This window comes from Diaphorobacter aerolatus (genome assembly GCF_014489535.1).
Taxonomy (GTDB): Bacteria; Pseudomonadota; Gammaproteobacteria; order Burkholderiales; family Burkholderiaceae_C; genus Diaphorobacter_A; species Diaphorobacter_A aerolatus.
Genome location: NZ_CP060783.1, coordinates 451,410 through 477,260 on the forward strand (window position 1 = coordinate 451,410; position 25,851 = coordinate 477,260).

General features: G+C 60.5%; 20 protein-coding genes, 1 tRNA gene and 7 pseudogenes. 19 read left to right on the plus strand and 9 right to left on the minus strand.

Going from position 1 to position 25,851, the window contains the following annotated elements; genetic code table 11:
* The first annotated feature begins 94 nt into the window (after positions 1 to 94).
* The 6 genes and pseudogenes from H9K75_RS02175 to H9K75_RS02195 all read left to right on the plus strand — a co-directional run bounded on the left by H9K75_RS02175 (position 95) and on the right by H9K75_RS02195 (position 2,930).
* Complete coding sequence (locus tag H9K75_RS02175) at positions 95 to 385, plus strand: hypothetical protein (protein ID WP_187724595.1); 291 nt, start codon at positions 95 to 97, stop codon at positions 383 to 385.
* 20 nt (positions 386 to 405) lie between these two features.
* Complete coding sequence (locus tag H9K75_RS23350; protein ID WP_226858466.1) at positions 406 to 558, plus strand: SRPBCC family protein; 153 nt, start codon at positions 406 to 408, stop codon at positions 556 to 558.
* Positions 555 to 878 (plus strand): SRPBCC family protein, encoded by a 324-nt coding sequence (locus H9K75_RS02180; RefSeq protein WP_226858467.1) that lies wholly within the window; start codon positions 555 to 557, stop codon positions 876 to 878. Before H9K75_RS23350 ends, H9K75_RS02180 begins: the two co-directional genes overlap by 4 nt.
* Before the next feature lie 153 nt (positions 879 to 1,031).
* Positions 1,032 to 1,279: pseudogene (locus tag H9K75_RS02185) on the plus strand (50S ribosome-binding protein YggL).
* 116 nt (positions 1,280 to 1,395) lie between these two features.
* Positions 1,396 to 2,148, plus strand: coding sequence for a leucyl/phenylalanyl-tRNA--protein transferase (aat, locus tag H9K75_RS02190; RefSeq protein ID WP_187724596.1), 753 nt, complete (start codon positions 1,396 to 1,398; stop codon positions 2,146 to 2,148).
* Complete coding sequence (locus H9K75_RS02195) at positions 2,145 to 2,930, plus strand: arginyltransferase (protein ID WP_187724597.1); 786 nt, start codon at positions 2,145 to 2,147, stop codon at positions 2,928 to 2,930. The genes aat and H9K75_RS02195 overlap by 4 nt, the downstream gene beginning before the upstream one ends.
* Here the strand turns inward: H9K75_RS02195 and H9K75_RS02200 are convergent.
* Entirely contained in the window at positions 2,921 to 3,622 is a 702-nt protein-coding gene (locus H9K75_RS02200; protein ID WP_187724598.1) for a pirin family protein, read from the minus strand. The genes H9K75_RS02195 and H9K75_RS02200 overlap by 10 nt on opposite strands.
* Before the next feature lie 126 nt (positions 3,623 to 3,748).
* Between H9K75_RS02200 and H9K75_RS02205 the strand changes: the two genes are divergently transcribed.
* The 5 genes and pseudogenes from H9K75_RS02205 to H9K75_RS02225 all read left to right on the plus strand — a co-directional run bounded on the left by H9K75_RS02205 (position 3,749) and on the right by H9K75_RS02225 (position 8,950).
* Positions 3,749 to 4,693 carry a LysR family transcriptional regulator gene (locus H9K75_RS02205; protein ID WP_187724599.1) on the plus strand — a complete coding sequence of 315 codons (945 nt, stop codon included), beginning with the start codon at positions 3,749 to 3,751 and terminating at the stop codon, positions 4,691 to 4,693.
* 245 nt (positions 4,694 to 4,938) lie between these two features.
* Positions 4,939 to 6,063 carry an NAD(P)/FAD-dependent oxidoreductase gene (locus tag H9K75_RS02210; RefSeq protein WP_187724600.1) on the plus strand — a complete coding sequence of 375 codons (1,125 nt, stop codon included), beginning with the start codon at positions 4,939 to 4,941 and terminating at the stop codon, positions 6,061 to 6,063.
* A gap of 71 nt (positions 6,064 to 6,134) precedes the next feature.
* A pseudogene (gene gluQRS, locus H9K75_RS02215) lies at positions 6,135 to 7,108 on the plus strand (tRNA glutamyl-Q(34) synthetase GluQRS).
* Between the two features lie 55 nt (positions 7,109 to 7,163).
* The gene (trmB, locus tag H9K75_RS02220) at positions 7,164 to 7,886 is read left to right on the plus strand and encodes a tRNA (guanosine(46)-N7)-methyltransferase TrmB (RefSeq protein WP_404826400.1); all 723 of its coding nucleotides are present in this window, start codon (positions 7,164 to 7,166) and stop codon (positions 7,884 to 7,886) included.
* Between the two features lie 47 nt (positions 7,887 to 7,933).
* Positions 7,934 to 8,950, plus strand: coding sequence for a GGDEF domain-containing protein (locus H9K75_RS02225; protein ID WP_187724603.1), 1,017 nt, complete (start codon positions 7,934 to 7,936; stop codon positions 8,948 to 8,950).
* A 6-nt stretch (positions 8,951 to 8,956) separates the two neighbouring features.
* Here the strand turns inward: H9K75_RS02225 and H9K75_RS02230 are convergent, their stop codons facing one another.
* A complete protein-coding gene (locus H9K75_RS02230) occupies positions 8,957 to 9,673 on the minus strand; it encodes a LysR substrate-binding domain-containing protein (protein WP_226858468.1) in 717 nt (238 codons plus the stop codon).
* Positions 9,674 to 9,759: 86 nt separating this feature from the next.
* A pseudogene (locus tag H9K75_RS24525) lies at positions 9,760 to 9,876 on the minus strand (LysR family transcriptional regulator); the annotation flags it as partial.
* A 232-nt stretch (positions 9,877 to 10,108) separates the two neighbouring features.
* Here H9K75_RS24525 and H9K75_RS02235 point away from each other — a divergent pair.
* A pseudogene (locus H9K75_RS02235) lies at positions 10,109 to 11,235 on the plus strand (YeiH family protein).
* 255 nt (positions 11,236 to 11,490) lie between these two features.
* Complete coding sequence (locus H9K75_RS02240; RefSeq protein ID WP_226858469.1) at positions 11,491 to 12,531, plus strand: hypothetical protein; 1,041 nt, start codon at positions 11,491 to 11,493, stop codon at positions 12,529 to 12,531.
* Positions 12,532 to 12,746: 215 nt separating this feature from the next.
* On the opposite strand, the gene H9K75_RS02245 is transcribed toward H9K75_RS02240, so the two are convergent.
* Positions 12,747 to 13,619, minus strand: a complete 873-nt coding sequence (locus H9K75_RS02245) for a hypothetical protein (protein ID WP_187724604.1) — start codon at positions 13,617 to 13,619, stop codon at positions 12,747 to 12,749.
* Positions 13,620 to 13,992: 373 nt separating this feature from the next.
* Here H9K75_RS02245 and H9K75_RS02250 point away from each other — a divergent pair, with 373 nt between their 5' ends.
* Positions 13,993 to 14,730, plus strand: coding sequence for a metallophosphoesterase (locus tag H9K75_RS02250; RefSeq protein ID WP_187724605.1), 738 nt, complete (start codon positions 13,993 to 13,995; stop codon positions 14,728 to 14,730).
* Between the two features lie 255 nt (positions 14,731 to 14,985).
* Here the strand turns inward: H9K75_RS02250 and H9K75_RS02255 are convergent.
* A tRNA-Lys gene (locus H9K75_RS02255) sits at positions 14,986 to 15,061 on the minus strand.
* Between the two features lie 92 nt (positions 15,062 to 15,153).
* Here H9K75_RS02255 and H9K75_RS02260 point away from each other — a divergent pair.
* Both H9K75_RS02260 and H9K75_RS02265 read left to right on the plus strand, forming a co-directional pair.
* A complete protein-coding gene (locus H9K75_RS02260) occupies positions 15,154 to 15,855 on the plus strand; it encodes a hypothetical protein (protein ID WP_187724606.1) in 702 nt (233 codons plus the stop codon).
* Positions 15,856 to 15,875: 20 nt separating this feature from the next.
* The gene (locus H9K75_RS02265) at positions 15,876 to 16,469 is read left to right on the plus strand and encodes a 2'-5' RNA ligase family protein (RefSeq protein ID WP_187724607.1); all 594 of its coding nucleotides are present in this window, start codon (positions 15,876 to 15,878) and stop codon (positions 16,467 to 16,469) included.
* Between the two features lie 164 nt (positions 16,470 to 16,633).
* On the opposite strand, the pseudogene H9K75_RS25335 reads toward H9K75_RS02265, so the two are convergent.
* The 4 genes and pseudogenes from H9K75_RS25335 to H9K75_RS02285 form a co-directional block, all read right to left on the minus strand.
* Positions 16,634 to 18,239: pseudogene (locus tag H9K75_RS25335) on the minus strand (alpha/beta hydrolase).
* A 95-nt stretch (positions 18,240 to 18,334) separates the two neighbouring features.
* Positions 18,335 to 18,850, minus strand: coding sequence for a glycine zipper 2TM domain-containing protein (locus tag H9K75_RS02275; RefSeq protein WP_187724608.1), 516 nt, complete (start codon positions 18,848 to 18,850; stop codon positions 18,335 to 18,337).
* Between the two features lie 21 nt (positions 18,851 to 18,871).
* Positions 18,872 to 20,115, minus strand: a pseudogene (locus H9K75_RS02280) (arginine deiminase).
* Between the two features lie 67 nt (positions 20,116 to 20,182).
* Complete coding sequence (locus H9K75_RS02285; protein WP_187724609.1) at positions 20,183 to 21,604, minus strand: basic amino acid/polyamine antiporter; 1,422 nt, start codon at positions 21,602 to 21,604, stop codon at positions 20,183 to 20,185.
* A gap of 627 nt (positions 21,605 to 22,231) precedes the next feature.
* On the opposite strand from H9K75_RS02285, the gene H9K75_RS02290 reads away from it, so the two are divergent.
* From H9K75_RS02290 to argA, 3 genes and pseudogenes are all read left to right on the plus strand, one after another.
* Positions 22,232 to 22,645 (plus strand): COG4315 family predicted lipoprotein, encoded by a 414-nt coding sequence (locus H9K75_RS02290; RefSeq protein WP_187724610.1) that lies wholly within the window; start codon positions 22,232 to 22,234, stop codon positions 22,643 to 22,645.
* A gap of 419 nt (positions 22,646 to 23,064) precedes the next feature.
* A pseudogene (locus H9K75_RS02295) lies at positions 23,065 to 24,254 on the plus strand (acyltransferase family protein).
* Positions 24,255 to 24,468: 214 nt separating this feature from the next.
* On the plus strand, positions 24,469 to 25,815 hold the full coding sequence (argA, locus tag H9K75_RS02300; RefSeq protein WP_187724611.1) for an amino-acid N-acetyltransferase: 1,347 nt from the start codon (positions 24,469 to 24,471) through the stop codon (positions 25,813 to 25,815).
* Positions 25,816 to 25,851: the final 36 nt, after the last annotated feature.

The window sequence follows — 25,851 nt, forward strand, 5'->3', positions numbered from 1 at the left end:
CCCATGCCCGTTCATCGAGATCCCGTACCACCAGCCGTCAATTGGCTGAACTGAGTGTTGCGGCCCCCAGGTCATTGCCCATCGGATGGCCCGCATGGCGCTGTCGTCGCCTGGCTCCATGTCCGCGCGTGACCAGAAGGAGTTCACTGGCATGATCATGGAGAAGCAGGTTGCGTTCGCCCAGTCGTGGTGGACGCTGTGCATGGAAATGGGCAAGGCGCAGCAGTCGTTTCTCTGGTCATGGTTGCAAGGCCCCGCCGCGTTGTCCGGGCAATTCACGCGCATGCCGCGAACGCTGGAGCGGATCAGCGCAAGATCCGTCGCGCCGATTCACCGCAAGGCGGTTCAGAATTCGAAGCGCCTGGCCGGCACCCGCCTGCTCTGAGCAAGACGCGCGAACGAGCCATGACAAGCCCGCAGACAGCTCCCTCGGTCAAGGTCACGATGCTGATCCGCAAGCCCGTGGCCGAGGTGTTCAATGCGTTTGTCGATCCCGACGTGACTACCCGTTTCTGGTTCAGCCGCGCGAGCGGCGCGCTCAACCAGGGGCCACGGTGACCTGGTTCTGGGATCACTACGGCGTGAGCGCTCAGGTGAAGGTGGTGACGCTGGACACCAACCGGCGTCTCGTGATCGAGTGGCCGTCGCGCGCCGAATGGTTGTTCGAGGAACGCCCGCACGAGGCGACGCTGGTGACCATCCACGCCTCGGGCTTCGAAGGCACGTGGCGGGAGCAGTACCAGCAGGCGCTTGATCAGACCGAAGGCTTCAATCTGGTGATCGCTGCGTGCAAGGCCTGGCTCGAATTCGGCGTCCAGCTCAGGCTCGTGGATGACAAGTCACCCGACTTCGAGGCTGCGCCATCGCAATTGCAATAAAGTACGGCGTTTCCACACAGGTCAGCCTGCAACCCGAACGGACGCGCGCGATCACATCACACCATGTCTCTGCCACCCAACAAAGAACGCAGCCGCCGCCAGCGCAAGAAGATGCACATCGCCGAGTTTCAGGAACTCGGCTTCGAATACGAAATGGATCTCAAGGACAAGCTCTCCCCGAAGCGCAGGAAGCGCTGATGGACAAGTTTCTTCACGAACTGATCGTCCCGCGCAAGCTGATGCTGGGCGGCTGGATCAGCGAAGGCTTCGTGACCGCCTATCCGCGTGGTTCGGCCACGGAAGATGATCGCAGCGCCGTAGAGAAATGGCTCAAGGCCGAGTTTGCCGATGCCGTCGTGCGCGTGAGCGAACTCAAGGATGCCTGGTACGTTCAGGGCTGATGCTTGCTCCGCATGCGGATTGATGGCGCGTCGGCGCGCGCTCCCTTTTCCCGAGGCGTTGCCGTTGAAGAGGGCAATGCAATACGATAAAGGTCGATACCGTGTTGCACCCACCCATGACCCATTCGCTGACCTGGCTTGACCCCGACGAACCGTTTCCACCCGTCAGCAAAAGCTGGGACCAGCAGTCCCCCGCGCCCGGCTTGCTGGCAGCAGGAGCAAGTCTCGAAGTCTGGCGACTCAAGGCGGCCTACGCCAATGGCATCTTTCCGTGGTTCAGCCAGGGCCAGCCGATTCTCTGGTGGAGTCCCGATCCGCGCATGGTGCTTTTTCCGCAGGAATTCAGGCTGCACCGCTCGCTGGCCAAGCTGATCAAGCGGTTTCGTACCCTGCCCTCATGCGAGGTGCGCGTGGACAGCGATTTCAGTGCCGTCATTCATGCGTGCTCGACCTCGCCGCGCTCGGGCCAGAACGGCACCTGGATCGTGCCTGCAATGATCGAGGCTTATGAAAAGCTGCATGAAGCGGGCGTTGCACACAGCGTCGAAACCTGGGTCGATGGCGAGCTCGTCGGTGGACTGTATTGCATAGCAATCGGTCGCGCGGTGTTTGGCGAATCGATGTTCGCCCGGCGAACCGACGCGTCCAAGGTCGCGCTGGCCGCGCTGGTCGGGCTTTGCCGCACGCAGGGCGTGGACATGATCGACTGCCAGCAGAACACCGCGCATCTCGCCTCGCTCGGTGCCCGGGAAATCACCCGGGCGCAGTTTCTGGACAATGTTTTGAAAGCGCGCTCGCACGATGAGCTCGACTGGAGTTTCAAGCCCGTATACTGGGATTCGTTGTTGTCCTCACCGTTTTCCGCGTGACCCAGCTCAATGATCTGCCACTGCAGTCCCTGCAGTTCTATGCGACGGCCCCTTATTCCTGCAGCTATCTGCCGGGACGGCTGGCGCGCTCCCAGGTCGCAACGCCCAGCCATCTGATTCACAACACCGTGTATTCGGATCTGGTGGCGCGCGGCTTCCGGCGCAGTGGCATGTTTACCTACCGGCCCTATTGCGATGGCTGTCAGGCCTGCGTGCCGCTGCGGGTGCTGGTCAACGACTACAAACCCGACCGCAGCCAGCGCCGCGCCTGGGCGCAGCATTCGCACCTGCAGGCACGCGTGCTGCGGCTGTGCTACCTGCCCGAACACTACCAGCTCTATCTGCGCTACCAGAACGCCCGCCACGCGGGTGGCGGGATGGATCACGACAGCATCGACCAGTACACCCAGTTTCTGCTGCAAAGCCGGGTCAACTCACGTCTGGCGGAATTCCGCGAGACCAACGAGGATGGCTCGCCGGGCGCGCTCAAGATGGTGTCCATACTCGACGTGCTCGACGATGGCATCTCGGCGGTGTACACGTTCTACGAACCCGACGAAAAGAGCAGCTACGGCACGTACAACGTGCAGTGGCAGATCCAGCAGGCGCGCGCGCTGGGATTGCCGTATGTGTATCTCGGCTACTGGATCGAGCAGAGCCCGAAGATGAACTATAAGGCGCGCTTTCAGCCGAATGAATTGCTCATCCACGGGCAATGGCAGCAGCGCAAGCCCGGGCAGGCGCAAGCTGCGCCCTCCCCGGTCCACGAGCCTCAGGGCTGAAGGTCGAACACCAGCACCTCAGCATTTTTGCCGTCGGTGATACGGATGGTGGACTCATCACTGAGCAGCGCCGCATCGCCTTCCTTGAGCAGTTCGCCGTTGACCTTCAACTCGCCGCGAATCAGGTGCACATAGGCCTTGCGCGCCGGGTCGATCCGGAGTTCGGCATGCTCGGCGCCATCGAACAGGCCGGCGTACAGCCGCGCGTCTGCATGGATGCTGACAGCGCCTTCCTGCGCACCGGGTGCCGCAATCAGGCGCAGCCGCCCCTTCTTTTGATCGGTAGGCACGGTGATCTGCTCGTAGCTCGGCGGCACGCCAAGCTCGTTGGGCTCGATCCAGATCTGCAGGAAATGCGTGGTTTCGCCTGCCGCATGGTTGAACTCGCTGTGCCGCACGCCGCTGCCCGCGCTCATGCGCTGCACGTCGCCGGGCGGAATGCCCTTGATGTTGCCCATGCTGTCCTGATGTGCGAGATTGCCGGAGAGCACGTAGCTGATGATTTCCATGTCGCGGTGACCATGCGTGCCAAAGCCCTTGCCGGGCGCAACACGATCCTCGTTGATCACGCGCAGGTTGCCCCAGCCCATGTGCCGTGGATCGTGGTAATCCGCAAACGAAAAGCTGTGGCGCGACTTGAGCCAGCCATGGTCTGCAAGTCCTCGGTCGTTGGAATGGCGAATGGTCAGCATGGGGAACTCCTTTTGTGGGGTGGCGGGCCGTGACCCGATGACTCCAATGTACTTGGGGACGTCGATTCAAAGTTGCAACCGCATTGAAGAGATCATTCAAACGCTTTGAATTAAACTCTATTCAATATGCAAAATTCGCGTAATGTTCTGACACCGGAAAATCTCGCCATGCTGCAATTGATTGCCGACACGGGCAGCTTTGCAGCGGCGGCGCGCGAATTGCATCTGGTGCCCAGCGCGCTGACCTACCGCGTGCGGCAGATCGAGGATGCGCTCGACGTGCTGCTGTTTGACCGCAGCGCGCGGCAGGCCCATCCGACGGAAGCCGGAGCCGAATTGCTGCGCGAAGGCTCGCGTCTGCTGGAGGATGTGGATGCCATCGCCAATCACGTCAGGCGCGTGGCAACCGGCTGGGAGCCACAGCTCACGATCAGCGTCGATCAGGTGATGTCCACGCCCACGATGCTGGAGCTGGCCGAAGCGTTCTTCGCCTTGAAACCGATGCCGCCCACGCGTCTGAAGTTCACCGATGGCATTCTCGGCGGCACGCTCGAATGCCTGACTTCGGGCCGGGCCGATCTGGCCATCGGCGTGGCCGTCGACACTCCGAGCATCGCAGGCCTGCAAAGCGCGGACATCGGGATGCTCGATTTCGTGTTCGTCGTCGCACCCCATCATCCGCTGGCAAGGCTTGCGGAGCCGCTGAGCGATTCGGAATTGCGTCAACACCGTTTGATCGCCGTAGCCGACTCGGGCAATCGCTCCAACGTCACCATCGGCATTCTGCCGGGTCAGGACGTGATGACGGTGGATTCGATGAGCGCCAAGATTCAGGCCCAGTTGCGCGGCATCGGCGCCGGATTTCTACCGGAGCCGATGGTGCGCTCCTACCTCAGCGCGGGCCTTCTGGTGGCGCGCGCCGTTGAGCGGCCACCGCGCACGCTGCGGCTGAGCTACGTCTGGGGCGCGGGCGCCCAGCGCAGCGTCGGCAAGGCGCTCGCCTGGTGGCTGGAGCAGCTCAAGAGCAAGACGACGCAGAAATCATTGCTCGAAAACCACCACCATTTCTGATCGATTCGATGGATCGTATTTCCCATGCGGAAAAACACGCAGCCGCGTTGAAAGCGGCGCATAAACCGTCCATAAGCCGTGTAGAGTGTGCAAGACGACTGCGAAATGCAGAGCAAGCGGGCCGCAACTTGCCCGGCTGTGCGTTTTGCGCTGTTCAGCCTTCGCGCTCGTGCAGTGACTATCCTGCTTGAGCGCGCAGACGATGTTGGTATTGACTGCATTTATCTTTTTAGACTGGGTCCGTCATGCAAGCTGCTCAATCCGGGAAATCAGAATCCGAACATCGCCCCTACGGCGGCATCCGCTCCAAACCCAAGCGAATTGCAGTGATTGGCGCGGGGATGGCAGGCATTGCCTGCGCCCGCACGCTGATGCAGGCCGGGCACGACGTGACGGTGTTCGAAAAGCAGCCAGAAGCGGCCGGGCGCACATCCGTGGAGCACTCGGTTTGCGGAACCTACGACGTCGGTGCGCAATACTTCACCGTGCGTGATTCCCGGTTTCAAAAGGCGCTGGACACCGTCCCGGGCCTTTGCCGCGCCTGGAGCGTGAACACCGTGCGCGTGCTCGACGAAGCCGGCCGCGTGGTTGCCGCGGCGCCGCCACCGGGTGAGCGCCACTGGGTCGCAACGCCCGCCATGGACGCACTCGTGAAGACCTGGGCTCAACCCCTGGCCGAAAAAAATCGCCTGGTGACCAACACCACCATCGTCGCGATCGAGCGCGACGTCGTCTCACCTGATCAGTGGCAGTTGCGCGCGCAGTTGCCCGACGGCGGCAGCGGCGTGCACGCCGGATTCGACACGGTGCTGCTGGCCGTTCCAGCGCCCGTCGCCGAAGACATTCAGGGCGAGCACAAGGCACTCTGGAAAGAGCAACTCGCCAAGGTGGAAACCGCGCCCTGCTGGACGCTGATGATCGGCTTTCCACAGGCCGTGCGCCCCGGGCTCACGACGCTCGGGCCACAGTGGAATGCGGCTCGCAGCACGCATCACCGCATTGCCTGGCTGGCGCGCGAGTCCTCCAAACCCGGCCGCTCGCAGGTCGAGCGCTGGACGGTGCAGGCCAGCCCGCAATGGTCGGAGGAGCATCTCAACGACGATCCGGCACGCGTGCAGGCCAAGCTGTTGCGTGCGTTCTCCGAAGTGACCGGCATTCGCGCCACGCCCAGCCAGATCGACATCCGCCGCTGGCGCCATGCGCGCACCATGATGCCGCTCGGCCAGTCGGCATTGTGGGACGACGTGGCGCAACTGGGCATGTGCGGCGACTGGTGTCTGGGTCACCGACTCGAGGACGCCTTCGTCTCGGGGCTTGAGCTGGCCCTGGCCTCGATTGACGCCGCGCATTCGAACAAGGCTTTTTCGTAGAATCCCCGTTTTGGGGCAACGCTGCATCAACGGAAGAATCGGCACCGCCCACGAACTGGACTGGGCGGTTGATGTCGGAAGCAGCGTTGGCACAAACAACAGGTTGGGCAGGAAGGTACACGGGGCGATTCGCGCCCTCGCCCACCGGCCCGCTGCACGCCGGCTCTCTGGCGGCAGCGCTGGCCAGTTGGCTGGACGCCCGCGCTGCCGGTGGACGCTGGCTGGTTCGCATCGAAGATCTGGACACGCCGCGCTGCAGCGAGGCCGCCTCGGCCACGATCCTGCGGCAGTTGGCAGACTGCCAGCTCATTGCCGACGAGCCTCCGCTTCATCAATCTTGTCGCACTGCCCGCTACCGGCACGTCCTTGAACAACTCGCCGGCCAGCATCTGGCCTATCCCTGTGCCTGCACCCGCAAAGACATAGCGCAGGTTCTGATCGCCCAGGGCGTGAGTCACGAGCGCCATTCCGAACATGTCTATCCCGGCACCTGCCGCGACGGAACGCACGGCCGGATTGCGCGCTCATGGCGATTCCATACCCAGCGCTTTCAGGACTCGGCTCCAGCCACCTTGCCGAGCGGCGATTCCCCGGGCATCTGCCGGGGCGGCGTGCAATGGACGGATCGCCGTCTGGGCAGCCAATTTCAGGATGTCGCAAGCGCCGTGGGCGATTTCGTGCTTCTGCGTGCCGACGGCATCTGGGCCTACCAGCTCGCGGTGGTCGTGGATGACGCGGACCAGGGAATCACGCACGTCGTTCGCGGAGAGGATCTGGCGGACAATACACCACGTCAAATCCTGCTGCAGGCCGCGCTGGGGTTGAGTTTTCCCGTCTACCTGCACACGCCGCTTGTGCGGGCGGCCGATGGCGAAAAGCTCTCCAAGCAGCATGGAGCGCCTTCCATCGACAGTTCCCGCCCCGTGCCCGCTCTGTGCGAGGCCGCGAGGACGCTTGGTTTACCGGCCCCGCAGCGTTGCTGGATGGCACACCCGGAAATGCCCTCGCTTTTTGGGTGAATGCCTGGCACAGATTCACCAATTAAGAAATTACAATCCATCTCTGTGACAACAATAATTTCAACTATTACACCTCGTACGGTGTCTGACACCCCGGCCGATCCGCAGGATGCCGATGGGGCTGCCGCTGGCGTGGCTCACCCCAAGGCCATCAAGAGTTTCGTGTTGCGTGCTGGCCGCGTGACCACCGGTCAGGCCAAGGCGCTGGAGACGCTCGGCCCGCGCTTCGTGCTCGACTATGCCGCCCGCCCGCTGGGTGCGACTGCGGCCTTTGGCCGTGCGGCGCCGCTGATTCTGGAAATCGGCTTCGGCATGGGCGACGCGACCGCGCACATCGCCCAGGTTCGGCCCGAGGACAATTTCCTGTGCTGCGAAGTGCATGAACCCGGTGTTGGCGCACTGCTCAAGCGCATTGGCGAAGGCCACATCGAGAACATCCGCATCCTGCAGCACGATGCGGTCGAAGTCATCGACCACATGCTGACCGAGGGTTCGCTGGATGGCGTGCACATTTTCTTTCCCGATCCATGGCACAAGAAACGCCACAACAAGCGCCGCCTGATCCAGGCCCCGCTGGTGGCCAAGCTCGTCACGCGCCTCAAGCGCGGCGGTTACATCCATTGCGCGACCGACTGGGAGCCCTACGCCGAACAGATCCTGCAGGTGCTATCGGACGATCCGCATCTGGCCAACACCGCCGATGGCTACGCGCCACAGCCCGCCTATCGGCCACTCACCAAGTTTGAAAACCGGGGACTGCGTCTGGGTCATGGCGTGTGGGACCTCGTTTTCAAGCGAACCTGAAACCTCTACCGAACGCCCCTATGGACGAGCCCCAGGATCCGTCAGCAATGGCACCTATCCTCCAGCACCTCGTGGAGATGACCGGTCACCGGGATCATCTGCGGCTGGAGGCGTCGGTGCTCACGACGGTGCTGCAACTGGGAAAGAACATGGAAGTGCGCGCGCTGGAGTTCTTCTTCAGCGACTCGCAGGTGATGGTGCGCCCGCGTAGCTGGACGCACCGCGGCGAGGTGATTTCCTCCGAGTGCGAGGCGCCATCCGACCCGGCGCGTGGCGTTCTCGCCAACATGCCCGAGCTGACCGAATGCCTGCGCGAGCATTGCGTGGCTGCGCTTCGAAGCAGCAACAACACCCACACGCTTTGGCTGCCGGTGTGGATCGAGGACAAGGCCTACGCCTGCCTGGAAATCACCCAGCCGCGCGCGTTCTCGCGCCGCCAGCGCGACATCATCATGGGCGTTTTTCAGGTCTACCAGAACTACCAGAATCTGCTGGACTACAGCGAACGCGACGCCCTCACCGGCCTGTTCAACCGCAAAACGTTCGAGGAACATTTCGCGCGCATCACCTCGCAGCCGATCACCGGCTTCGACCAGCTTGATACGGGAGCCGACGTGCCACAGCAGTGGCTTGCCGTGATCGACATCGACCATTTCAAGCAGGTCAACGATGTCTACGGCCATCTCTATGGCGACGAGGTGCTGATTCTTGTCGCCAACCTGCTGCGCTCGTCGTTTCGCGCGCAGGATCGCGTGTTCCGCTTTGGCGGCGAGGAATTCGTCGTGTTGCTGCGCTCGGCCACGCTGGAGCAGGCGAGCCAGGCATTCGAGCGCTTTCGCCAGACCGTCGAGAAACACATGTTTCCCCAGATCGGCGGCATCACGGTGAGCATCGGCTTCACCTCCACGATGGACGGCGCTCCCGTCGAGGTGCTGGGCCGCGCCGACCAGGCGCTCTACTACGCCAAGGAAAACGGGCGCAACCAGGTGCGCTATTACGACCTGATGCTCTCGCGCGGCGAAGTCAAGCCGCAGATCTCGCACGGCGAGATCGAGCTGTTCTGAGGCCGGCTAGCGAGAATTTTCCAGCAAGGTCACGAACGCCTTGAGCGCGGGCGTGAAATGCTTGTCACGGTGCACCACCCAATAGCACTGGCGGTCGGTATGCGGCATCTCCGATTCGAGCACGATCAAGCGGCCATCTTGCACATAGTCGTCGATCACAAAGCGCGACAGGCTGGCAATGCCCAGCCCCAATGCCGCCGCGCTGCGGATGGCCTCGGAGCTGCCCAGTTCGATGCTGCGCTGATAGCCGCCCAGATGTGGCAGCACGGCCGCATCCGAAGCCTCGCGCGTACCCGAACCCTGCTCGCGCACCAGCCATACGGCCTTGCGCAGGGCCTCGATGCTGATCGGCTGGCGCTTTTCGGGCAACGTCTCGAGCAAGGCATGCGATGGCGACGCGACCAGCACGAGTTCGTCACGCAGCCACGGATTGACTTCGAGCGCCGGTTCGTGCGACGGACCTTCGATCACGCCGACGTCAAGCTCAAACGACGCGACCCGTGCGCAGATTTCCGCGCTGTTGTTGATGGCAAGCCGCGCATGCCATGAGGCCGCGCGCGCATGGCGGTCGCCGAGATACTCCGCGAGCAATCGCGGCAGCACGTGATTGCCGAGCGTGGTGCTCGCCCCGATGCGCAGCATTTGCAGTTGCTCCTCGGGTGCCAGACCCATGCGCTCCACGTCCAGCGCACCCTCGAGCAACGCCTGCGCGCGCGGCAGCAATGCGCGCCCGTTGTCGTTGAGCAGCAGACGCCGCCCGTGCGGTCGAAAAGGCGCAGGGACAACAAGCGCTCAAGTTCGTTGATCGCGGAACTCGTCGCCGATTGCGACAGCGCGATGGCCTCTGCCGCACTCGCCGTACTGCCGGTGCGCGCGACGGCCATGAAGATCTGCAATTGCCTCAGCGTCAGGCGCAATACGTCCATGTGGATCTCCGTGAAAACTCCCGCGCTTTGCCCATGTATGGGCCATTTGGCGCTATCAATTTCTTTAGAAGTATTGGTTATTAAGCGATTTAATTATTTGATTATAGAAAAACTATCTGTTGGATGGGTGAAGGGAATTTTGAGACAGTTCGTTCCATTCGGAACCCGGTGCTATCGATCAGAGACCGTAGCCGCTCAGCCCGACGCACAACCGCAAAGAACAAACCCCATCATGTCCACAGTCAAAACAGCCAGCCACCACGCACCCGCGCCGACCGGCTCCGTCTGGGTCAAGCGTCTTCCGGGTGTGATGTTGTGCGCGGCCATTGCCGGGGTATCGTCATATCTCGGTCAGATCGACTGGTTCGCCTCCAAGGGCCTGAGCGTGCTCACGCTGGCCATCATCATCGGCATGGTGCTCGGCAATACGGTCTATGGCAGCTTGGCTCCGAGCGCCGGCCCTGGCGTGGGTTTCACCAAGCAGACATTGCTGCGCCTTGGCATCGTGCTCTACGGCTTTCGCCTGACCACGGCGGACATTGCCCACGTCGGTATGGCTGGTGTGGCAATCGACGCGCTCATCGTCGGCGGCACGTTCATGCTGGCCATGCTGATCGGCACGCGCTGGCTTGGCATGGACCGCACGCAGGTCATGCTGATCGGCGCGGGCAGTTCCATTTGCGGCGCGGCCGCCGTGCTCGGCACCGAGCCTGTCGTGAAAGCGCGCGCCGATCAGGTGACGGTCGCGGTCGCCACCGTCGTGGTCTTCGGCACGCTCTGCATTTTTCTCTACCCTGCCCTCTACCAGTGGAACCTGACCGCCGGTTTCATTCCCGGAGGCGCGAGCGAATTCGGCATCTACACCGGCGCAACCGTGCATGAAGTCGCCCAGGTCGTGGCCGCCGCGCGCGCCATGTCCCCGGAAGCCGCCGACACCGCCGTCGTGACCAAGATGGTGCGCGTGATGATGCTCGCGCCGTTCTTGCTGATCCTGTCCGCGTGGCTGGCACGCGGCGAGCGCGCCGAAGCCGGTGCCGACGGCAAGAAATCCAGGATGACGATTCCCTGGTTTGCATTCGGCTTCATCGCCGTGGTGCTGTTCAATTCGCTCAATCTGCTGCCCAAGGACGTCGTCAGCCATGTGAACAACGGCGCCAATGTGCTGCTGGCCATGGCGATGGCGGGTCTCGGTCTGACGACTCACGCGAGCGCCATCAAGAGCGCGGGGCCAAGCCGCTGGTGCTCGCAGCGATTCTGGCGGTGTGGTTGATTGTTGGGGGTGGTTTGCTGAATCATCTCCTGCTGGGGCCTGGGGAGACTGAAGGAGAGAAAAACAAAAGGAAAAATAACCAAAAATGATGCGCGGCGACCGATGCCGCCGCACCTTGCAAGCCTCCCGAAGCCCATCGGGAGGCTTTTTTCATTTCACCGGTATCACGATTTTCTGGATTCACCGAGGTCGCCAGACTGTCTCTCGTACAAGCCTGACTCGCGAGACACGACAGTCTGGAGACTAGGCCAAAGGTTTTGTGCGCACGCTCCCCCTCGCTTTTGGACTACAGCGCCTCCCAAAACCTTGACGACAATCAATTCGTTAACAATCAAGGAGCCGAAATGGTCACAACCACCTATGTAGACGACGAAAGAGTCGTGGTTCGCGGAGCACCTTTATCGGCGCCGGGATTTGAAGGCAGCGCCGTATCCTGGGCGGCAATTTTTGCCGGTGCGCTTGCCGCAGCCGTGCTGTCATTGCTGCTGTTCATGCTGGGAATCGGGCTTGGACTGTCGTCCGTCTCGGTGTGGTCCGGCAGAGGCGCTGATGGGGAAACCATCGGCTGGGCCGCCATTGTGTGGCTTGCGTTCACACAACTTGCTTCCGCCGGGGTCGGTGGATACATCGCCGGACGCTTGCGCACCAAGTGGCAAGGCGTGCACACCGACGAGGTCTACTTCCGCGATACCGCGCATGGATTTCTCGCCTGGGCCTTCGCAACCCTGCTGATGGTGGCCGTGATGGGCTCGATTGCGGGCGCGGCGATCACAGGCACGGTCAAGGCTGCTGGTGCTGTGGCAAGCGGTGCAGCCCAGGTCGTCGGCGGTGCCGTGGGAGCAGCGGGCAACGTTGTTGGCGGCGCTGCGTCTGCGGCGATCACGGGCGCTGCGGGAGTGGGCGCGGCCAAGGCAGGCGACGAAGGTTCGGATCTCAACTACTGGATCAGCAGCCTCCTGCGTAACGGCGGCCCTACCGAGCAGCAAAAGCAGGAGCTCAAGGATGGCGCACAGGAAATTTCCCGCAAGACCCAATCGGCGGCGGACGATGCCAAGGAAGTCTCGGTCATTTTTGCGCACTCGCTGCAAACAGGCGCGCTGTCTGATACCGATGCGAAATACGTCGCGCAGTTGATCTCGCAGCGCTCCAACCTCACGCAAGAGCAAGCCGAGCAGAAGGTCAAGGAATCGTTTGCCCAGGTGAAGCAGCAAATCGACAAGGCAAAACAAACCGCCAAGGAGGCCGAAGAAAAGGCCAAGGCTGCAGCAGAAGAGGCACGCAAGGCAACCGCCTATTCGATGCTCTGGATGGTTGTCGTCTTGCTCATCGGCGCATTTGTCGGAAGCCTGTCCGCAACCTTTGGTGGACGCCAACGCGACGCGTGAACGTGCACGCATCCACGCTTTGAACAATTGCAACCGCTCAGACCACCCGGAAAGGACGAATCATGAGATCTATCTTGCTTTGGCTAATTGGAATTCCCATCCCAATCATCATTTTGATTGCGCTGTTCTTCCACTGACCTGAAAAATGAGATGGGCCACGCCGTATACCCGGCGTGGCCCATTTTCATTTTGCTTGTCTGTCTGCGCCTGCCCTGTCAGTCGGTCGTCAACCCACTATTGGCCACGGATTCGATTCCGGCGCGAAGTGAATCGACAGTGGCCTCCGTGAGCTGCGCAGGCTGGCGCGCCGTCTCGCTCTTCAAGAGAACGCCCGTGGCCGTGCCAGCGGGGTTGGTGAGGCGTCGCGCAATGGCAAGCTCGGTGTCGCCGCCGGTGCCGCTGATGAATTTGCCCTCTCCATCATTGACGCTCACGGTGAATTGATAACCCCAGGCCAACTTCCCCGCCGAGGTCACGCGAATACAGATCACGGTGCCCACCGCTTCTCCGGAAATCTGGTGCTCGCACGCAAAGCGCCCATCGTCCGACAACACGAGGCCGTTGCCATGCGCACTTGCCGTGCCAACAGTCGAAAGCGCGACAAAATCGGCCAGCGGTGTCGTCGAGTTCAGGGGGCTGAACAACCAAATGCCCTTGAGGCTGGACGGCGTCGGTGTGTAAGCGAAATTGAAACGGGAAATTTCCTTCTCTGCTTCATTTGGAAAAGTGATGTAGCCCTTGGTGCCCGACACAAACCGCATCGACACGTTACCCGCTGTTCCCGTCTGAGTACCGGACCGGTCACCACTGCCGAGATATCGTCCGCCCTTGTAGGTGTTGAGTGGCGCCGTAAACTTGTTGTCGGCGATTGCACCCGCCGAAAGATAGAAGGTGGGGCTTCCGTTGGTCTCATATCCATACATCTGCATGACCAGCGTGGAGTTCTGGACATCGATGCCAAATCCCCGGCCCGGTTGACCATTGTTTTCCGACGTAACCACCCAGGTACCCGTCTGCGGCATGAACGCCTGTGCAACACTCACTCCCAACAATGCACCGACAGCAATGATCTTTTTAAATGTTTCCACGATGTATCCCGAGTAAATGAAAGATACGATCTTACTAAATATTTTTGCTATTGGCTTGCTTGGTTAATAGATATTAAGAAATCCGTTGCCAATGCCGCACATCGCTTGTATAGGAAGTTATCGTGCTCAACAGGCGCGCTGGCAACGTTCCGACTCGGCTCCTTGAGTGAAATGAGCTGCGCGGCTTTCTCCAGCGCGATCACCACTGGCGGCGCCACGACGTTGACTCATCGACCGCTCATGTCATGTGAAGGCCGACGCGCTGTTGACGCTGCATCCTGAGCGCTGGGCACATCGCGCGACAAAAGAACAAATTTGGGAAAGCCTGCCCTTCCCCAATGTTGCATTGAAACCCTTCAAGTAGCCTTGGGTCATGGATACCAGCCCCGCCAACCCTCAACTCATACGCTTCAGCGCTAACACACAAGGGCGTGACTTTGCCGTAGGCGACATTCACGGCTGCTTCACGGCGCTGCAGCAGGCCTTGGATCACATCAACTTCAACCCCACCAAGGATCGCCTGTTCTCAGTAGGCGACTTGGTAGACCGCGGGCCGGAATCCAACCTCGTGCTGGACTGGCTAAATCGCCCTTGGTTTCATGCAATCTGCGGCAATCATGACTTCATGATTTGGCGCAGCGCGCTAGGCGATCCGTACACAGAAGTTAACTACGTGGACCATGGTGGTGACTGGCTGGACAAGCTAGACCACGATAGACAGCGAAGGGTTGGCGAGCGGCTAGCAAAACTGCCCTTGGCGATAGAAGTAGAAACGCCCGAAGGCCTCGTCGGAATGGTTCATGCGGACTGTCCTTACGACGATTGGCAAGATATGCAGAATCAGCCCCTTTCGATAAGCGCCATCGATTGCTGCCTATGGTCGAGAGATCGCTATTTACGCAACTATGTTGCCCACATCCGCAACGTTCGCGCAGTCATACATGGCCATATAACAATTGATAAAGTGCAAAAGTTAGGCAATGCTATTTACATTGATACGGGAGGATGGCGAACAGACCGAGGGTATTTCACTTTTCTTGACTTGCAAACACTTGCACCAACCAGTGGACCTGGACCAGCCATCCCATTCATACCGCGTCGATACCGCTGACTACTCGTGCAATCATGCACTGTGCGAAGTTATGGATCGGGAAATCAACCTTACCGAGCTTTTGAAGCCGACATGCTGAATTTGTTCTTGCTTGGTCATGACCAAATTTTCAGGGCGCCAAAGAAACTTTCGATCACCGCGTTGTCGAAGCAGTTGCCCAGGATTGGTCAAGCTCAACACGCTTGTGCATTGCCATCTGGTTGATACCAGGAACGAAAAAAGGACTTAGGCGTTAACCTAAGTCCTTGAATTTGCTGGTAGGACGTGCGCGATTCGAACGCGCGACCAACGGATTAAAAGTCCGCTGCTCTACCAACTGAGCTAACGTCCCACACTTTGCGAGAAGATCTCGGGATCCTGGCTGATCCTCACAACTAGCAAGACTTCGATTATAGCCCAATATTTTGTAGCACTCGGCCAATCTTGCTGGCCGGCTGCAAATCACGGCACGTATCGTTTCGCAACTACATCTGTTTGCACTCCGGTCGCACTTGCCCGGCACAACTCACTCAGAATCGATCCTCCACCGTCGAGACAATCGCCGATCTCAAGCCCCGGGAAGGAGAACCCATGCAACGCAAAGCCTTTGCTCATTTCGGGAAAAATGCCTGCGCGTCGACGCTCGTGCTCGGCGCATTCATTCTTGGCGGCTCGGCACATGCTGCGCAGACCTGCTCGACCAGCATCAACAACACGTCCGTCAGCGGCGATGTGACGGTGCAAGGCAACTGCACCATCGAGAACTCCAATGTCGAAGGTGCAATTACGATGCGGCCCGGCGCGACATTGCTGGTCAGAAACTCGACGGTGTCGGGACCGGTCAGTGGCGACAAGGTGAAAAGTCTGGTGGCCGATGGCTCCAATCTGAACAAGGGTCTTGCGATCACTGGCGGCGTGGACAGCGTCAAATTCGTCAACAGCGCGGTGACAGGGGCCGCGGCCACCTTTTCAGGCGCTAGGTCGATTGAGCTTCACTTTTCCATCATCAGCGAATCGCTGGCAATCAAGGACGGCCCGACTCGGTTGACGTTGAACTCGTCGACCATCGAAAAGGGATTGAGCTGCCAGGGCGCGGTGAACTACAAGGCCGAAGGCAGCACGGTGACGGGACCGATGAATTGCTGATTGGCACTGGATCGTGCACATTGCCCCTGAACAACGAACTGCCGAACAAGCGCCCCAGGCATCATGAAACCATCGCGCATGTTGATTCTTGCCCAGCCTTCCACCAAGGTGCGCAGCCTCATGGAGGGGCGGTCCAGCAATTGAAGCTCGACAAGCGCCTGCAGGACCTGATGTTTCCAGCACGCAACTGGCACCAGACGTTCTGTGGCCCCTACGATGGCAGCGACGCGGTGAAACAGGCGCTCATGCATGCCGGCGATGCGCTCGCGGCGACAAAAATGCCCGCTTTTGTGTTGAGCCTGAACCGCATTCGCGGAGAAGGTGGTCGCCAGGGAATCCACTGGTCATTCTTCGCGCGCGGGCGCCCTCGCCCGTTCGACGAGGTGCTTGCTGTATTGAAAGACGAAGTCGTGCGGCAAGGTCTGGAAGCGGACGGCGGCCACCGCCCTCACGTCACGATCTGCTACAGGGCTTCCGAAACCTTGGAGACTCAAGCGATCACGCCGATCGATTGGGTGATCGACGAGCTTCTGCTCGCGGAGCGCACGGGTACGGGCAATGGCTGGACTTATCAAATACTCCATCGCTGGAAATTGCCGAACACCGCAATTTAACGTTGCGGGCCTGCTCACCCAGCGCCCATCGGCGTCATCAGTTCACGCCGTAACGCCATGTGAAGTAGCACGCGGCGACTATGCCGATGATCGCGAGAAAGGTCATGGTGCGTCGCATCGCAGATTCCTGCAAGTGAGGGGGAAAGACTGTCTTTGGCATCCTATCAGGGCTGACGCACGTTCGTGTTCGCAGCCTTCCGCCCTGTGTTTCGCGCTTCGGCCACTCGGTGCTTGAGCAGTTGGCGTCGCTCTTCGGGCCACTGCTCCGATATCCCCAGCAAAGCCGTCCAGGCGTCGACATAGTGATCGAAATGGTAGACATGTCCGAAGCCCTTGGGCGGCGATACGGCCACCATCAGATCGAAGCCCAGTTGAAGAAACGTCACGACCGGAATCCATACGATGTCCGTGGATACGTCCGGGCCCCGCGGCGGCTGCATCCATTCAGGTTTGCGCCACAGCGCCTGAGGATCGAAGAACGTCACCGCGTCGCTCGCATATTGGAGAAAGACCACCCGGTACGCCCCCAGCGCGCGGGCGGCATTTCGAGATGGTCTGTCTGCGCCGTGAAGCGCACCACGGCTCCGCCCCGTACCACGGGCAACCACGCGGTGGTGCCTGCATCTCGTGCAGCCACGGCATTGCGCCAGGTGGGCATGTTGAACGGCGGACCCGACCAGAGCGCACCGTCAAAGGGATCGTCGATCACCTGCTGAAGATCGTGACTCAGATCGGAATTCAGCGCACCAAGGCTCAGGCCGTGCAGGTACAGGCGCGGGCGGCGCGTCTTCGGCAGCGAGTGCCAGTGTTCGTAGATGAGCCTGAAGACCGCTCGCGAGGTCTCGACGCCATAGTCGGAATTGCTGAGCAAGGCAAGCCAGCTAGCGAAGTAAGAGTACTGCACGGCGACCGTTGCCACGTCACCGGCGAGCACATACTCGAGCGCGTCCTGGCTCTCCTCATCGACCCAGCCGGTTCCTGTGGGTGTGGCGATCACCAAATGCCCCCGGTCGAACGCGCCGATACGCTGTAATTCGGCCAATGCCAATTGCGCCCGCTCCATAGGCGTTTCGGCCGACGCCAGTCCCACGTAGACCCGCAGCGGCTCACGTGCCAGTTGATCGGTCAGCGCCTCGATCTGCTCGCGATCCGGGCCATCTGCAATCATGCGGCGTCCTTGCCGCGAGAGCGTTTGCCACGTCAGAAACGAGCCCGGGCCGCCACTTTTCAAGGAGTCCGTTGGAGCGGCGCGATCCTCTTCGATACGGGCGTCGAGTTCGCTGTAGACACCGTCAAAGAGATGCAGCGCGGCGCGGGCCAGCACCCCATTGCCCAGGCTCCAGAAGATCAGCGCCGAGGCCGTCAGGGCCAGAAACGTGGCGGCTCGGGCGGCAGGCGCCGCTTGAAACGTCGCGCCAGCGCCCTCTTCAACCGGGTGAACAGGCGCACCGTCACCAGCAACAACACGAACACGACAACGGCAATCACCGTCATCGCGAGCAGCCCGGAGGTGTTGAGGTCCGGTAACTGCATCAGGGCGCGCAAGCGGTTCTGCCAGACCACGTGCCACCACATCGCCATCACGATGGTGAGCCCGCAGACCGTGCCCGCCACCATCAGCGTTCGTCGTCGCATGCGACCACTCGCCTCGGGAAGCTCGAATGCCCGCCACAGTCCGCGCAACGCCCATCCAAGCCCATAACCCACCGCAAAACAAAGCCCGCTCAGCGCGCCTTGCAGGTATGGCGAGCGCGGAACCAGGGTCGGCATCAGAGACGCTGCGACAAACAACGCGCCAAGCACCAGTCCCGCGCCGCACAGCGTTGCGCCAAAGCTCGCGAACAGGCTGCGCAAAGCGGGCAAGCTCACACGCGCCAGATGAACCCGTCCGAGGTCAGGCGAACCTGATCGCCTACACGCAAGTCACCGGTGTCGGGCACGTCGAGAACATGCATCTGTCCCCGATGGCTTTGAATCGAAATACGAAACACGCTTTGCGGAGACTGCGTTGGCAGTGTCTGACCAGACTCGATGCGGTTGCCCACCACCGCCCCGCCCGCAACACCCATCACCGTTGCAAGCGTGCGTCCACGGCCACCACCGATCTGATTGCCAAGCACGCCACCGGCAACGGCGCCTACGGCGGCACCAGCACCCGAGGGCGTGGAGCGCTGCAACCGTGGCGTGATGTCCTCGATGCCGACGACGCGACCGACCACATCGGCATGCGGGAGCGGGAAAGAACTTGGGGCGGCTTCCGCCTGAACAATGCCGCCCGTGGAGGACGGCGGCTGGAGAGGAGCGGTCTGGGCACAGGCACCGAGCGCGAAGACCATCGCGACCGGCCCAAGGAATTTCAATTTTGGAATGGTTTTGAACATGATGAATCCCGTTGAAAAAGATCAGGCCGGATCGCGCACGATGGGACAGGTCATGCAATGGCCGCCTCCACGTCCGCGTCCGAGTTCCGCGCCGACAATCGTCACAACCTCCACACCCGCCTTGCGCAGGAGCGTGTTCGTATGAACATTGCGGTCATAGGCCATCACCACGCCCGGCGACAGGCACACCAGATTCGCACCGCTGTCCCACTGAGTACGCTCCCGCACGTAGGGGTTGCCGCCGGTTTCGACCACGCGCATCTGCTGTTGGCCTAGCGCCTCGCCGACGACCTGTACCAATGAGCCCTCGTCCTTGCGCAGATCAAGCTGCCCTGGCTTGTTGCCGGGGTGGTAGGAATAGCAGTGAATGTGATCGACGATGTCCGGGTAGATCAGCACGCAGTCGCGATCCGCGAAAGTGAAGACCGTATCGAGGTGCATGGCCGCGCGCAATTTGGGCATGGCGGCGACGATGACGCGATCAGCCGCCTGCTTTTCAAAGAGGGTCGATGCGAGCTGGCTGATCGCCTGACGCGAGGTGCGTTCGCTCATTCCGATCAACACCGTGCGATTGCCGATGGGCATGACGTCGCCGCCTTCGAGCGTTGCCAGCCCGTGGTCTTTGAGCGGATCGCCCCACCACACATTGACCTTGCCAGCGAACTCGGGGTGAAAGCGGTAGATCGCCGTCGTCAGGATGGTTTCCTCTTGGCGTGCGGGCCAGTACAGCGGATTGAGCGTCACGCCCCCATAGATCCAGCAGGTGGTGTCGCGCGTGTACAAGGTGTTGGGCAGCGGCGGCAGCAGGTATTCCGTCACCCCGATGCCTCGCGTATGAGCGCCAGATGCTCACCGCCCAGGTCACCTGGAAACTCGTTTGTGGACAGGCCGCCAATCAACAGCTCGGCCAGCGTGCGCGAAGAAAGCCCGTTCAGGAAATCGCGCACCTCGTTGAGCAGGCCGATTCCCATTTGATTGGCCACGACCTGATGGTCGAGAATCCACTCGCGGGCTTCCGGTATCGCTACCGTTTCGGCGAGCAGATTGTGCATCTCGAGCACCTCGACACCGCGCTGGCGCATCTTGGTGATGAAATCGAAATGATCGCGCCTTGCGTTGTCCACCCACATCACATCGTCAAACAAAAGCGCATCACAGTTGGAAGGTGTGAGCCGCTCATGTGCTCGGCCAGGTGCGCACACCATCACCTTGCGCAGCGTGCCGACTTCCGAATGCACGCCCAATTCGGGATTGCTCGTGTTCATGACTTTTCCTTTCAATCGGCCTTGAGTAAAACCACGCCGCCAACGATGAGCGGCGAGCACGCACGGATCAAAGAGCGATCCATCCCGTGCCAAGCGCAATGGCAGCGGCCAAACTACCCGCGCATGCAACCGCGAAGAGAATCATTTCGTAGCCTTGGAAAACGCGCCGCTTCTTCTCGAGCCGGGCCCAGAAATACAGCGCCGTTCCCGGTGCATAGAGCAGCGCGGACAGCAGCATGTATTTCATGCCTCCGGCCAGCACCATGAACGCCGTGTAGACCACGGCCACACCGGCCAGCGTCAGGTCCCTGCGACGCGTGCCCTCGGGCGACTGGATGCCGCCGCGGCGCGCGACGCTGAGCCCGAATCCGGCCACGAGAAGATAGGGAATCAGGGACATCACGCTGGTGAGGTTGAGCATCAGCGCGAACGCATCGCTCGACCAATAGGTGCTGATGACGAACAACTGAACCACGGCGTTGCTCAACCACAGCGCACTCGCGGGCACGTCGTTGGCGTTCTTGCGGGCGAAGATTTTCGGCATGTCATCGTTGCGCGCAGCCGCATAGAGCACTTCTGCGCAAATCAGGGACCACGCCAGATAGGCTCCGAGAACGGAGACCAGCAGTCCAAGGCTCACGAGCACCGCACCCCAGCGCCCCACGACGTGCTCCAGCACACCGGCAAGCGACGGCTGCCTCAGGGCCGCAATCTCGCCTTGCTCCATCACGCCATAGGGCAGCAGCGAGACGAGCACCATCAGGCTCAGCACCATTGCAAACCCGATGAGCGTGGCGGCGCCCACATGCGACCGCTTCTTGGCGTAGCGCGAATAAACGCTTGCTCCTTCAATGCCCAGAAACACGAATACCGTGACCAGCATGGTCAGACGCACCTGTTCCAATAATCCGGCATTGCTGTAAGTGCCCCATAAATTGGCACGAAACAGATCGGCATTAAAGGCAACGAGCAAAATCACGATAAACACCAGGATCGGGATGATCTTTGCGACCGTCACGACTGCATTGATCACTGCCGCCTGCTGCACGCCTCGCAGAATCAGGAAATGAAATGCCCAGATACCGATGGACGCCACGGCAATCGCGGAAATGGTGTTGCCGTCTCCAAAAAATGGAAAATAGGCTCCAAGTGTCGATTTGATGAGAATCCAATAGGACACGTTGCCAATGCAGGAACCTATCCAATAACCGAAAGCGGCAAGAAATCCCGCATAGTTTCCGAAACCCGCCTTGGCATAGGCGAACACGCCAGCGTCCAGATCCGGTTTTCTTTCTGCCAGTATCTGGAATATGCGTGCCAGCGTATACATGCCGACGCCCGCAATGGCCCATGCGATCAGCGCACCCACCACGCCGGTCGCGCTCCCGAAGGTCCTTGGCAGCGAAAAAATGCCCGCCCCTATCATGGAGCCGACCACCATCCCGATCAGTGCGGGCAAACCAAGCTTCTTTTCGTTCTCGCCGGGCATATTGGCTCTCCAAGTCAAACATTGAATCGAAATTTTTGATGATGGCCCGATCGACATTTACGCCACCCGTAATGACGCATCTCAATCACCGGTGATTCCGTTCACTGCATCTTTCTGGCCACCAAGTACGTAGGTTGTCAGAAACAGGTGAAATAAATCGACAAAAAAACCAATGAGGGTTTTTGCATGATTAAATCTATGGATGTGACACTCTCAATTAAAAGCAACGACGCACGATTTTGCGTAAATCTCTCAACGAATTGTCCAGCGTCATTCAATATGGATTTATGTATCAAATCCCTGCTCCACGCCTTATTCAGACCATTGAATGGCGGCAACGACAGGCATTCGCACATCCAGATTCGCAAGAATGTTTGATCTATGCCTCTTGTAATCGGGTCTGATATGGTGTTGCCGCGAATCTCCGCGCGCGCAAACAGCACAAAGTCGGGATGTCCGCCGACAATTCAGGGCGGGTCGCCAAGGCTACAGTCCCAACGTTGAAAGAGACGAGACTGGCCTCTCCATTCCGTCAGAACTCTCTCCTCTACGGCCCGGTTCGCTGAATCCACATTCCGACGATGCAACCGCCTGCAACCCGTTCACATGCTCAAAAAGGAATCCAACATGACCCGCATACTCCTCGCAGCTCTGATGGCCTCGGCTCTGGTGGCCTGTACGTCGAACAAGACCTCCTCCGCGCCGGCAACGCAGGCGCAGATGCAGACCCAGTCTCCAGCAACGGTCATGAACGGAGCTCTGGTGGGTCCGAACCAGATGACGCTCTATGTGTTTGACAAGGACGTCGTGGGTTCGGGCAAGAGCGTCTGCAACGGCAATTGCGCCACCAATTGGCCACCGCTGACCGCACCCGGCGCGGCCAAGGCCATCGGCGACTGGAGCCCGATCACGCGCGATGACGGCAGCAAGCAATGGGCGTACAAGGGCCGTCCGCTCTACAACTGGGCACGCGACACCAAGCCGGGCGACCGTACCGGTGAAGGCATGCTGGAGAACGCCTGGCACGTCGCAAGGCCCTGATCGCCTGGGGCCCACGCGCTCCTCGTCCACTGATTCGCAAAGGCGTCGCACTAGATGACGGTGCGGCGCCTTTGCGCGTTGATGAAGGCCGCTGGCGTGTGAGTTGCGTGAATGTGTAAGCCCTTTTTGAGGATTTCCCCATCTGCCCGGGCCGCCGCTTGTGATGGGGTTCAAAGCCCGATGTCAGAGTACACGCGCTGACAGTCCGTAGCGTTTTGAAAATAGATCACACCAACTTTGTCTAAAATCACTATCGATAGAGACAATTTAGGAACCGACCGCATGAATCGATCTTGCAGGGAATCCTTGGCTCGGAACTTGTGTCCCTGTGGGACATCAACTATCAGGTGCATTCACTGCACGCAGGAACAGGTGGCCCGCTCCCCTGTGCTCCTGATGTATTCATAAACCGCGGGATGATGCGTTCATCCCGAATGGAGGTGCCTGTTTTGGCCGTTAGCGATTTCAAGATGACATACAACCCGGCGCTCGATGGCCTTCGCGGCGTTGCGATCCTGCTCGTTTTGTTGTCGCATTCTCACGTGCCTTTGTTCGACGGCGCGTTCTTCGGGTGGATCTGTTCTTCGTGCTCAGCGGCTTTCTGATCACGTCGCTGTTGCTCATGGAATTCAAGCGCGACGGCAAACTCGGTTATTGGAATTTCTATCGCCGCCGCTTCTATCGGTTGATGCCCGCGCTCGCGCTGTTTCTTCTTGCCTATTGCATCTTTGCGCCGTTCATCTGGCCGGACCTGACGGATGTGTATTCCGACGCCTTGGTGTCCATCCTGTATCTGGCCGACTATGGCATCGCTTTCTTTGACAGCCCGAACACGATCCTGCACATGTGGTCGCTGTCGGTCGAGGAACACTTTTATCTGATCTGGCCGCCGCTACTCGTGGTGTTGCTGCGCTTTGCCACACCGGGCAAGGTATGGCGCTCGATCCTCTTGCTGTGGCTCATGGCCTGGGCCTGGCGCGTGATGTGGGTGTTCCAGGGGCAGCAGTTCTACGAGATTTTCTTTCGCTTCGACACACGCGCCACTGGTCTTCTAGCCGGAGCATTGCTGGCCGCGCTCATGGTCGAAAAGCCTGCGTTCACGCAGAACATCAAGAAGAACTTTGCGCATCTGATGTGGTTTCCGCTGGCCGTGCCGCTGCTCATGGAAATGGCCTGGGACAACCAGCAGGCGATGCTCTGGGGCATCACGGTTGTGGAATGCGCGACGCTGGTCGTGCTGATGGCCGTTCAAAAGCAATCCGGCGTGGTCTACGAAATGCTGAGCGCGCCGGCGTTGGTCAGGCTCGGCAAGCTCTCCTATGGCGTCTATCTGTGGCACTACCCCGTCGTGCGTTATCTGCGCGCCGAGTTTTCGTGGCCCGTCGTCGTGGTCGCGGGCTTGGCGATCTCCGTGGGCTTGTCGGCGCTTTCGTTCTACACCGTTGAACGTTGGGCGTTGCGTCTGCGTGACGGTGGCAAAAAAGTACCGCGCAAGCCGTCTACTGCCCAACCCGCTCGCCAACCCGTCCGGATCGAGCCTTGGCTGCAAGGCGGATCGCGCTCGGGCGCTGGCAGCCTGGCGATGGCGGCGCAGGCCAGGCAGAACTGACATCGCCGGATCGGCTACACGCCCGCCGGAAAGTCTCTCGCGAGAGCCGAAACTGTCGGCTATCTGAAACACCCCGTTGGTCCAAAGCTGGTGTAGTGCCGCTACACTGCGCACTGCGCACTGCGCACTGCGCTTGCGGCCCGGGGTCGGCAAGCGCTTTTTCTTCGCTCTTTTGGATACCGCACACGGCTCATTGCCAGTTCAAGCCCACACCATGTCCGCTGTCTTCAATTTCACCTTTGTTCCCTGGTTCCGGTCCGTGGCTCCGTACATCCACAAGTTCCGACACCAGACCTTTGTGGTGGGCATCACGGGCGAGGCCATCGCCGCCGGCAAGCTGCAGGGCATCGTGCAGGATCTCGCGCTGATCCAGGCAATGGGTGTCAAGCTGGTGCTGGTGCATGGCTTTCGCCCGCAGGTCAATGAACAATTGCGCGCCAAAGGGCACGAGCCGCAATACTCACACGGCATCCGCATCACCGACGAAGTGGCGCTCGATTCAGCGCAGGAAGCGGCCGGCCAGTTGCGCTACGAGATCGAGGCGGCTTTCAGCCAGGGTTTGCCGAACACACCGATGGCCGACGCGCGCGTGCGCGTGATCTCGGGCAACTTCCTGACTGCGCGCCCGGTGGGCATCGTCGATGGCGTGAACTTCAAGCATTCGGGACTCGTGCGCAAGGTGGACGTCGAAGGTATCAAGCGCACGCTCGAATCCGAGGCCATGGTGCTGATCTCGCCGTTCGGTTTCTCACCCACGGGCGAGGCATTCAACCTGACCATGGAAGAAGTCGCCACGCGCGTGGCCATCGAACTGCACGCCGACAAGCTGCTGTTCCTCAGCGAAGTGCCGGGCATCCGCGTGAAGCCGCTCGAACCCGACAGCGACGAGAATCCCATTGACACCGAATTGCCGCTGGCTGCAGCACGTCTGCTGCTCGCCCAGTTGCCGCCGCCGCAGACGCCCGCCGACGTGGGCTTTTATCTGCAGCACTGCGTGCGCGCCTGCGAACACGGCGTGGAGCGCAGCCACATACTGCCGTTCTCGGTGGACGGCGCGCTGCTGCTTGAAATCTATGTGCACGATGGCATCGGCACGATGATCATCGACGAGAAGCTCGAGGAGCTGCGCGAGGCCACGATCGACGACGTCGGCGGCATCATCCAGTTGATCGAGCCGTTCGAGAAGGACGGCACGCTGGTCAAGCGCGACCGCACCGAGATCGAACGCGACATCACCAGCTACACGGTGATCGAACACGATGGCGTGATCTTCGGCTGCGCCGCGTTCTATCCCTATCCCGAATCGAGCACGGCCGAGATGGCGGCCGTTACCGTGTCCCCGATGAGCCAGGGCACGGGCGACGGCGAAAAGCTGCTCAAGCGCATTGAACAACGCGCCCGCGCCATGGGCCTGAAGACGCTGTTCGTGCTGACCACCCGCACGATGCACTGGTTCATCAAACGTGGCTTTCAGCAGGTCGATCCCGACTGGCTGCCCGAAGCGCGCAAGAAAAAATACAACTGGGATCGCAAGAGCCAGGTGTTGGTCAAGCATCTGTAGTCGGCGGCGCGAAGGCTTTCCGGAAATTCAGATCGC

Excerpts from the sequence above, each read along its gene's own strand:
- H9K75_RS02290 (WP_187724610.1), top strand. The coding sequence starts at position 22,232 with ATGACCCGCATACTCCTCGCAGCTCTGATGGCCTCGGCTCTGGTGGCC.
- H9K75_RS02225 (WP_187724603.1), top strand. The coding sequence starts at position 7,934 with ATGGCACCTATCCTCCAGCACCTCGTGGAGATGACCGGTCACCGGGAT.
- H9K75_RS23350 (WP_226858466.1), top strand. The coding sequence starts at position 406 with ATGACAAGCCCGCAGACAGCTCCCTCGGTCAAGGTCACGATGCTGATC.
- aat (WP_187724596.1), top strand. The coding sequence starts at position 1,396 with ATGACCCATTCGCTGACCTGGCTTGACCCCGACGAACCGTTTCCACCC.
- H9K75_RS02200 (WP_187724598.1), bottom strand. The coding sequence starts at position 3,622 with ATGCTGACCATTCGCCATTCCAACGACCGAGGACTTGCAGACCATGGC.
- H9K75_RS02205 (WP_187724599.1), top strand. The coding sequence starts at position 3,749 with ATGCAAAATTCGCGTAATGTTCTGACACCGGAAAATCTCGCCATGCTG.
- argA (WP_187724611.1), top strand. The coding sequence starts at position 24,469 with ATGTCCGCTGTCTTCAATTTCACCTTTGTTCCCTGGTTCCGGTCCGTG.
- H9K75_RS02250 (WP_187724605.1), top strand. The coding sequence starts at position 13,993 with ATGGATACCAGCCCCGCCAACCCTCAACTCATACGCTTCAGCGCTAAC.
- H9K75_RS02175 (WP_187724595.1), top strand. The coding sequence starts at position 95 with ATGGCGCTGTCGTCGCCTGGCTCCATGTCCGCGCGTGACCAGAAGGAG.
- H9K75_RS02275 (WP_187724608.1), bottom strand. The coding sequence starts at position 18,850 with ATGTTCAAAACCATTCCAAAATTGAAATTCCTTGGGCCGGTCGCGATG.
- H9K75_RS02210 (WP_187724600.1), top strand. The coding sequence starts at position 4,939 with ATGCAAGCTGCTCAATCCGGGAAATCAGAATCCGAACATCGCCCCTAC.
- H9K75_RS02285 (WP_187724609.1), bottom strand. The coding sequence starts at position 21,604 with ATGCCCGGCGAGAACGAAAAGAAGCTTGGTTTGCCCGCACTGATCGGG.
- H9K75_RS02240 (WP_226858469.1), top strand. The coding sequence starts at position 11,491 with ATGGTCACAACCACCTATGTAGACGACGAAAGAGTCGTGGTTCGCGGA.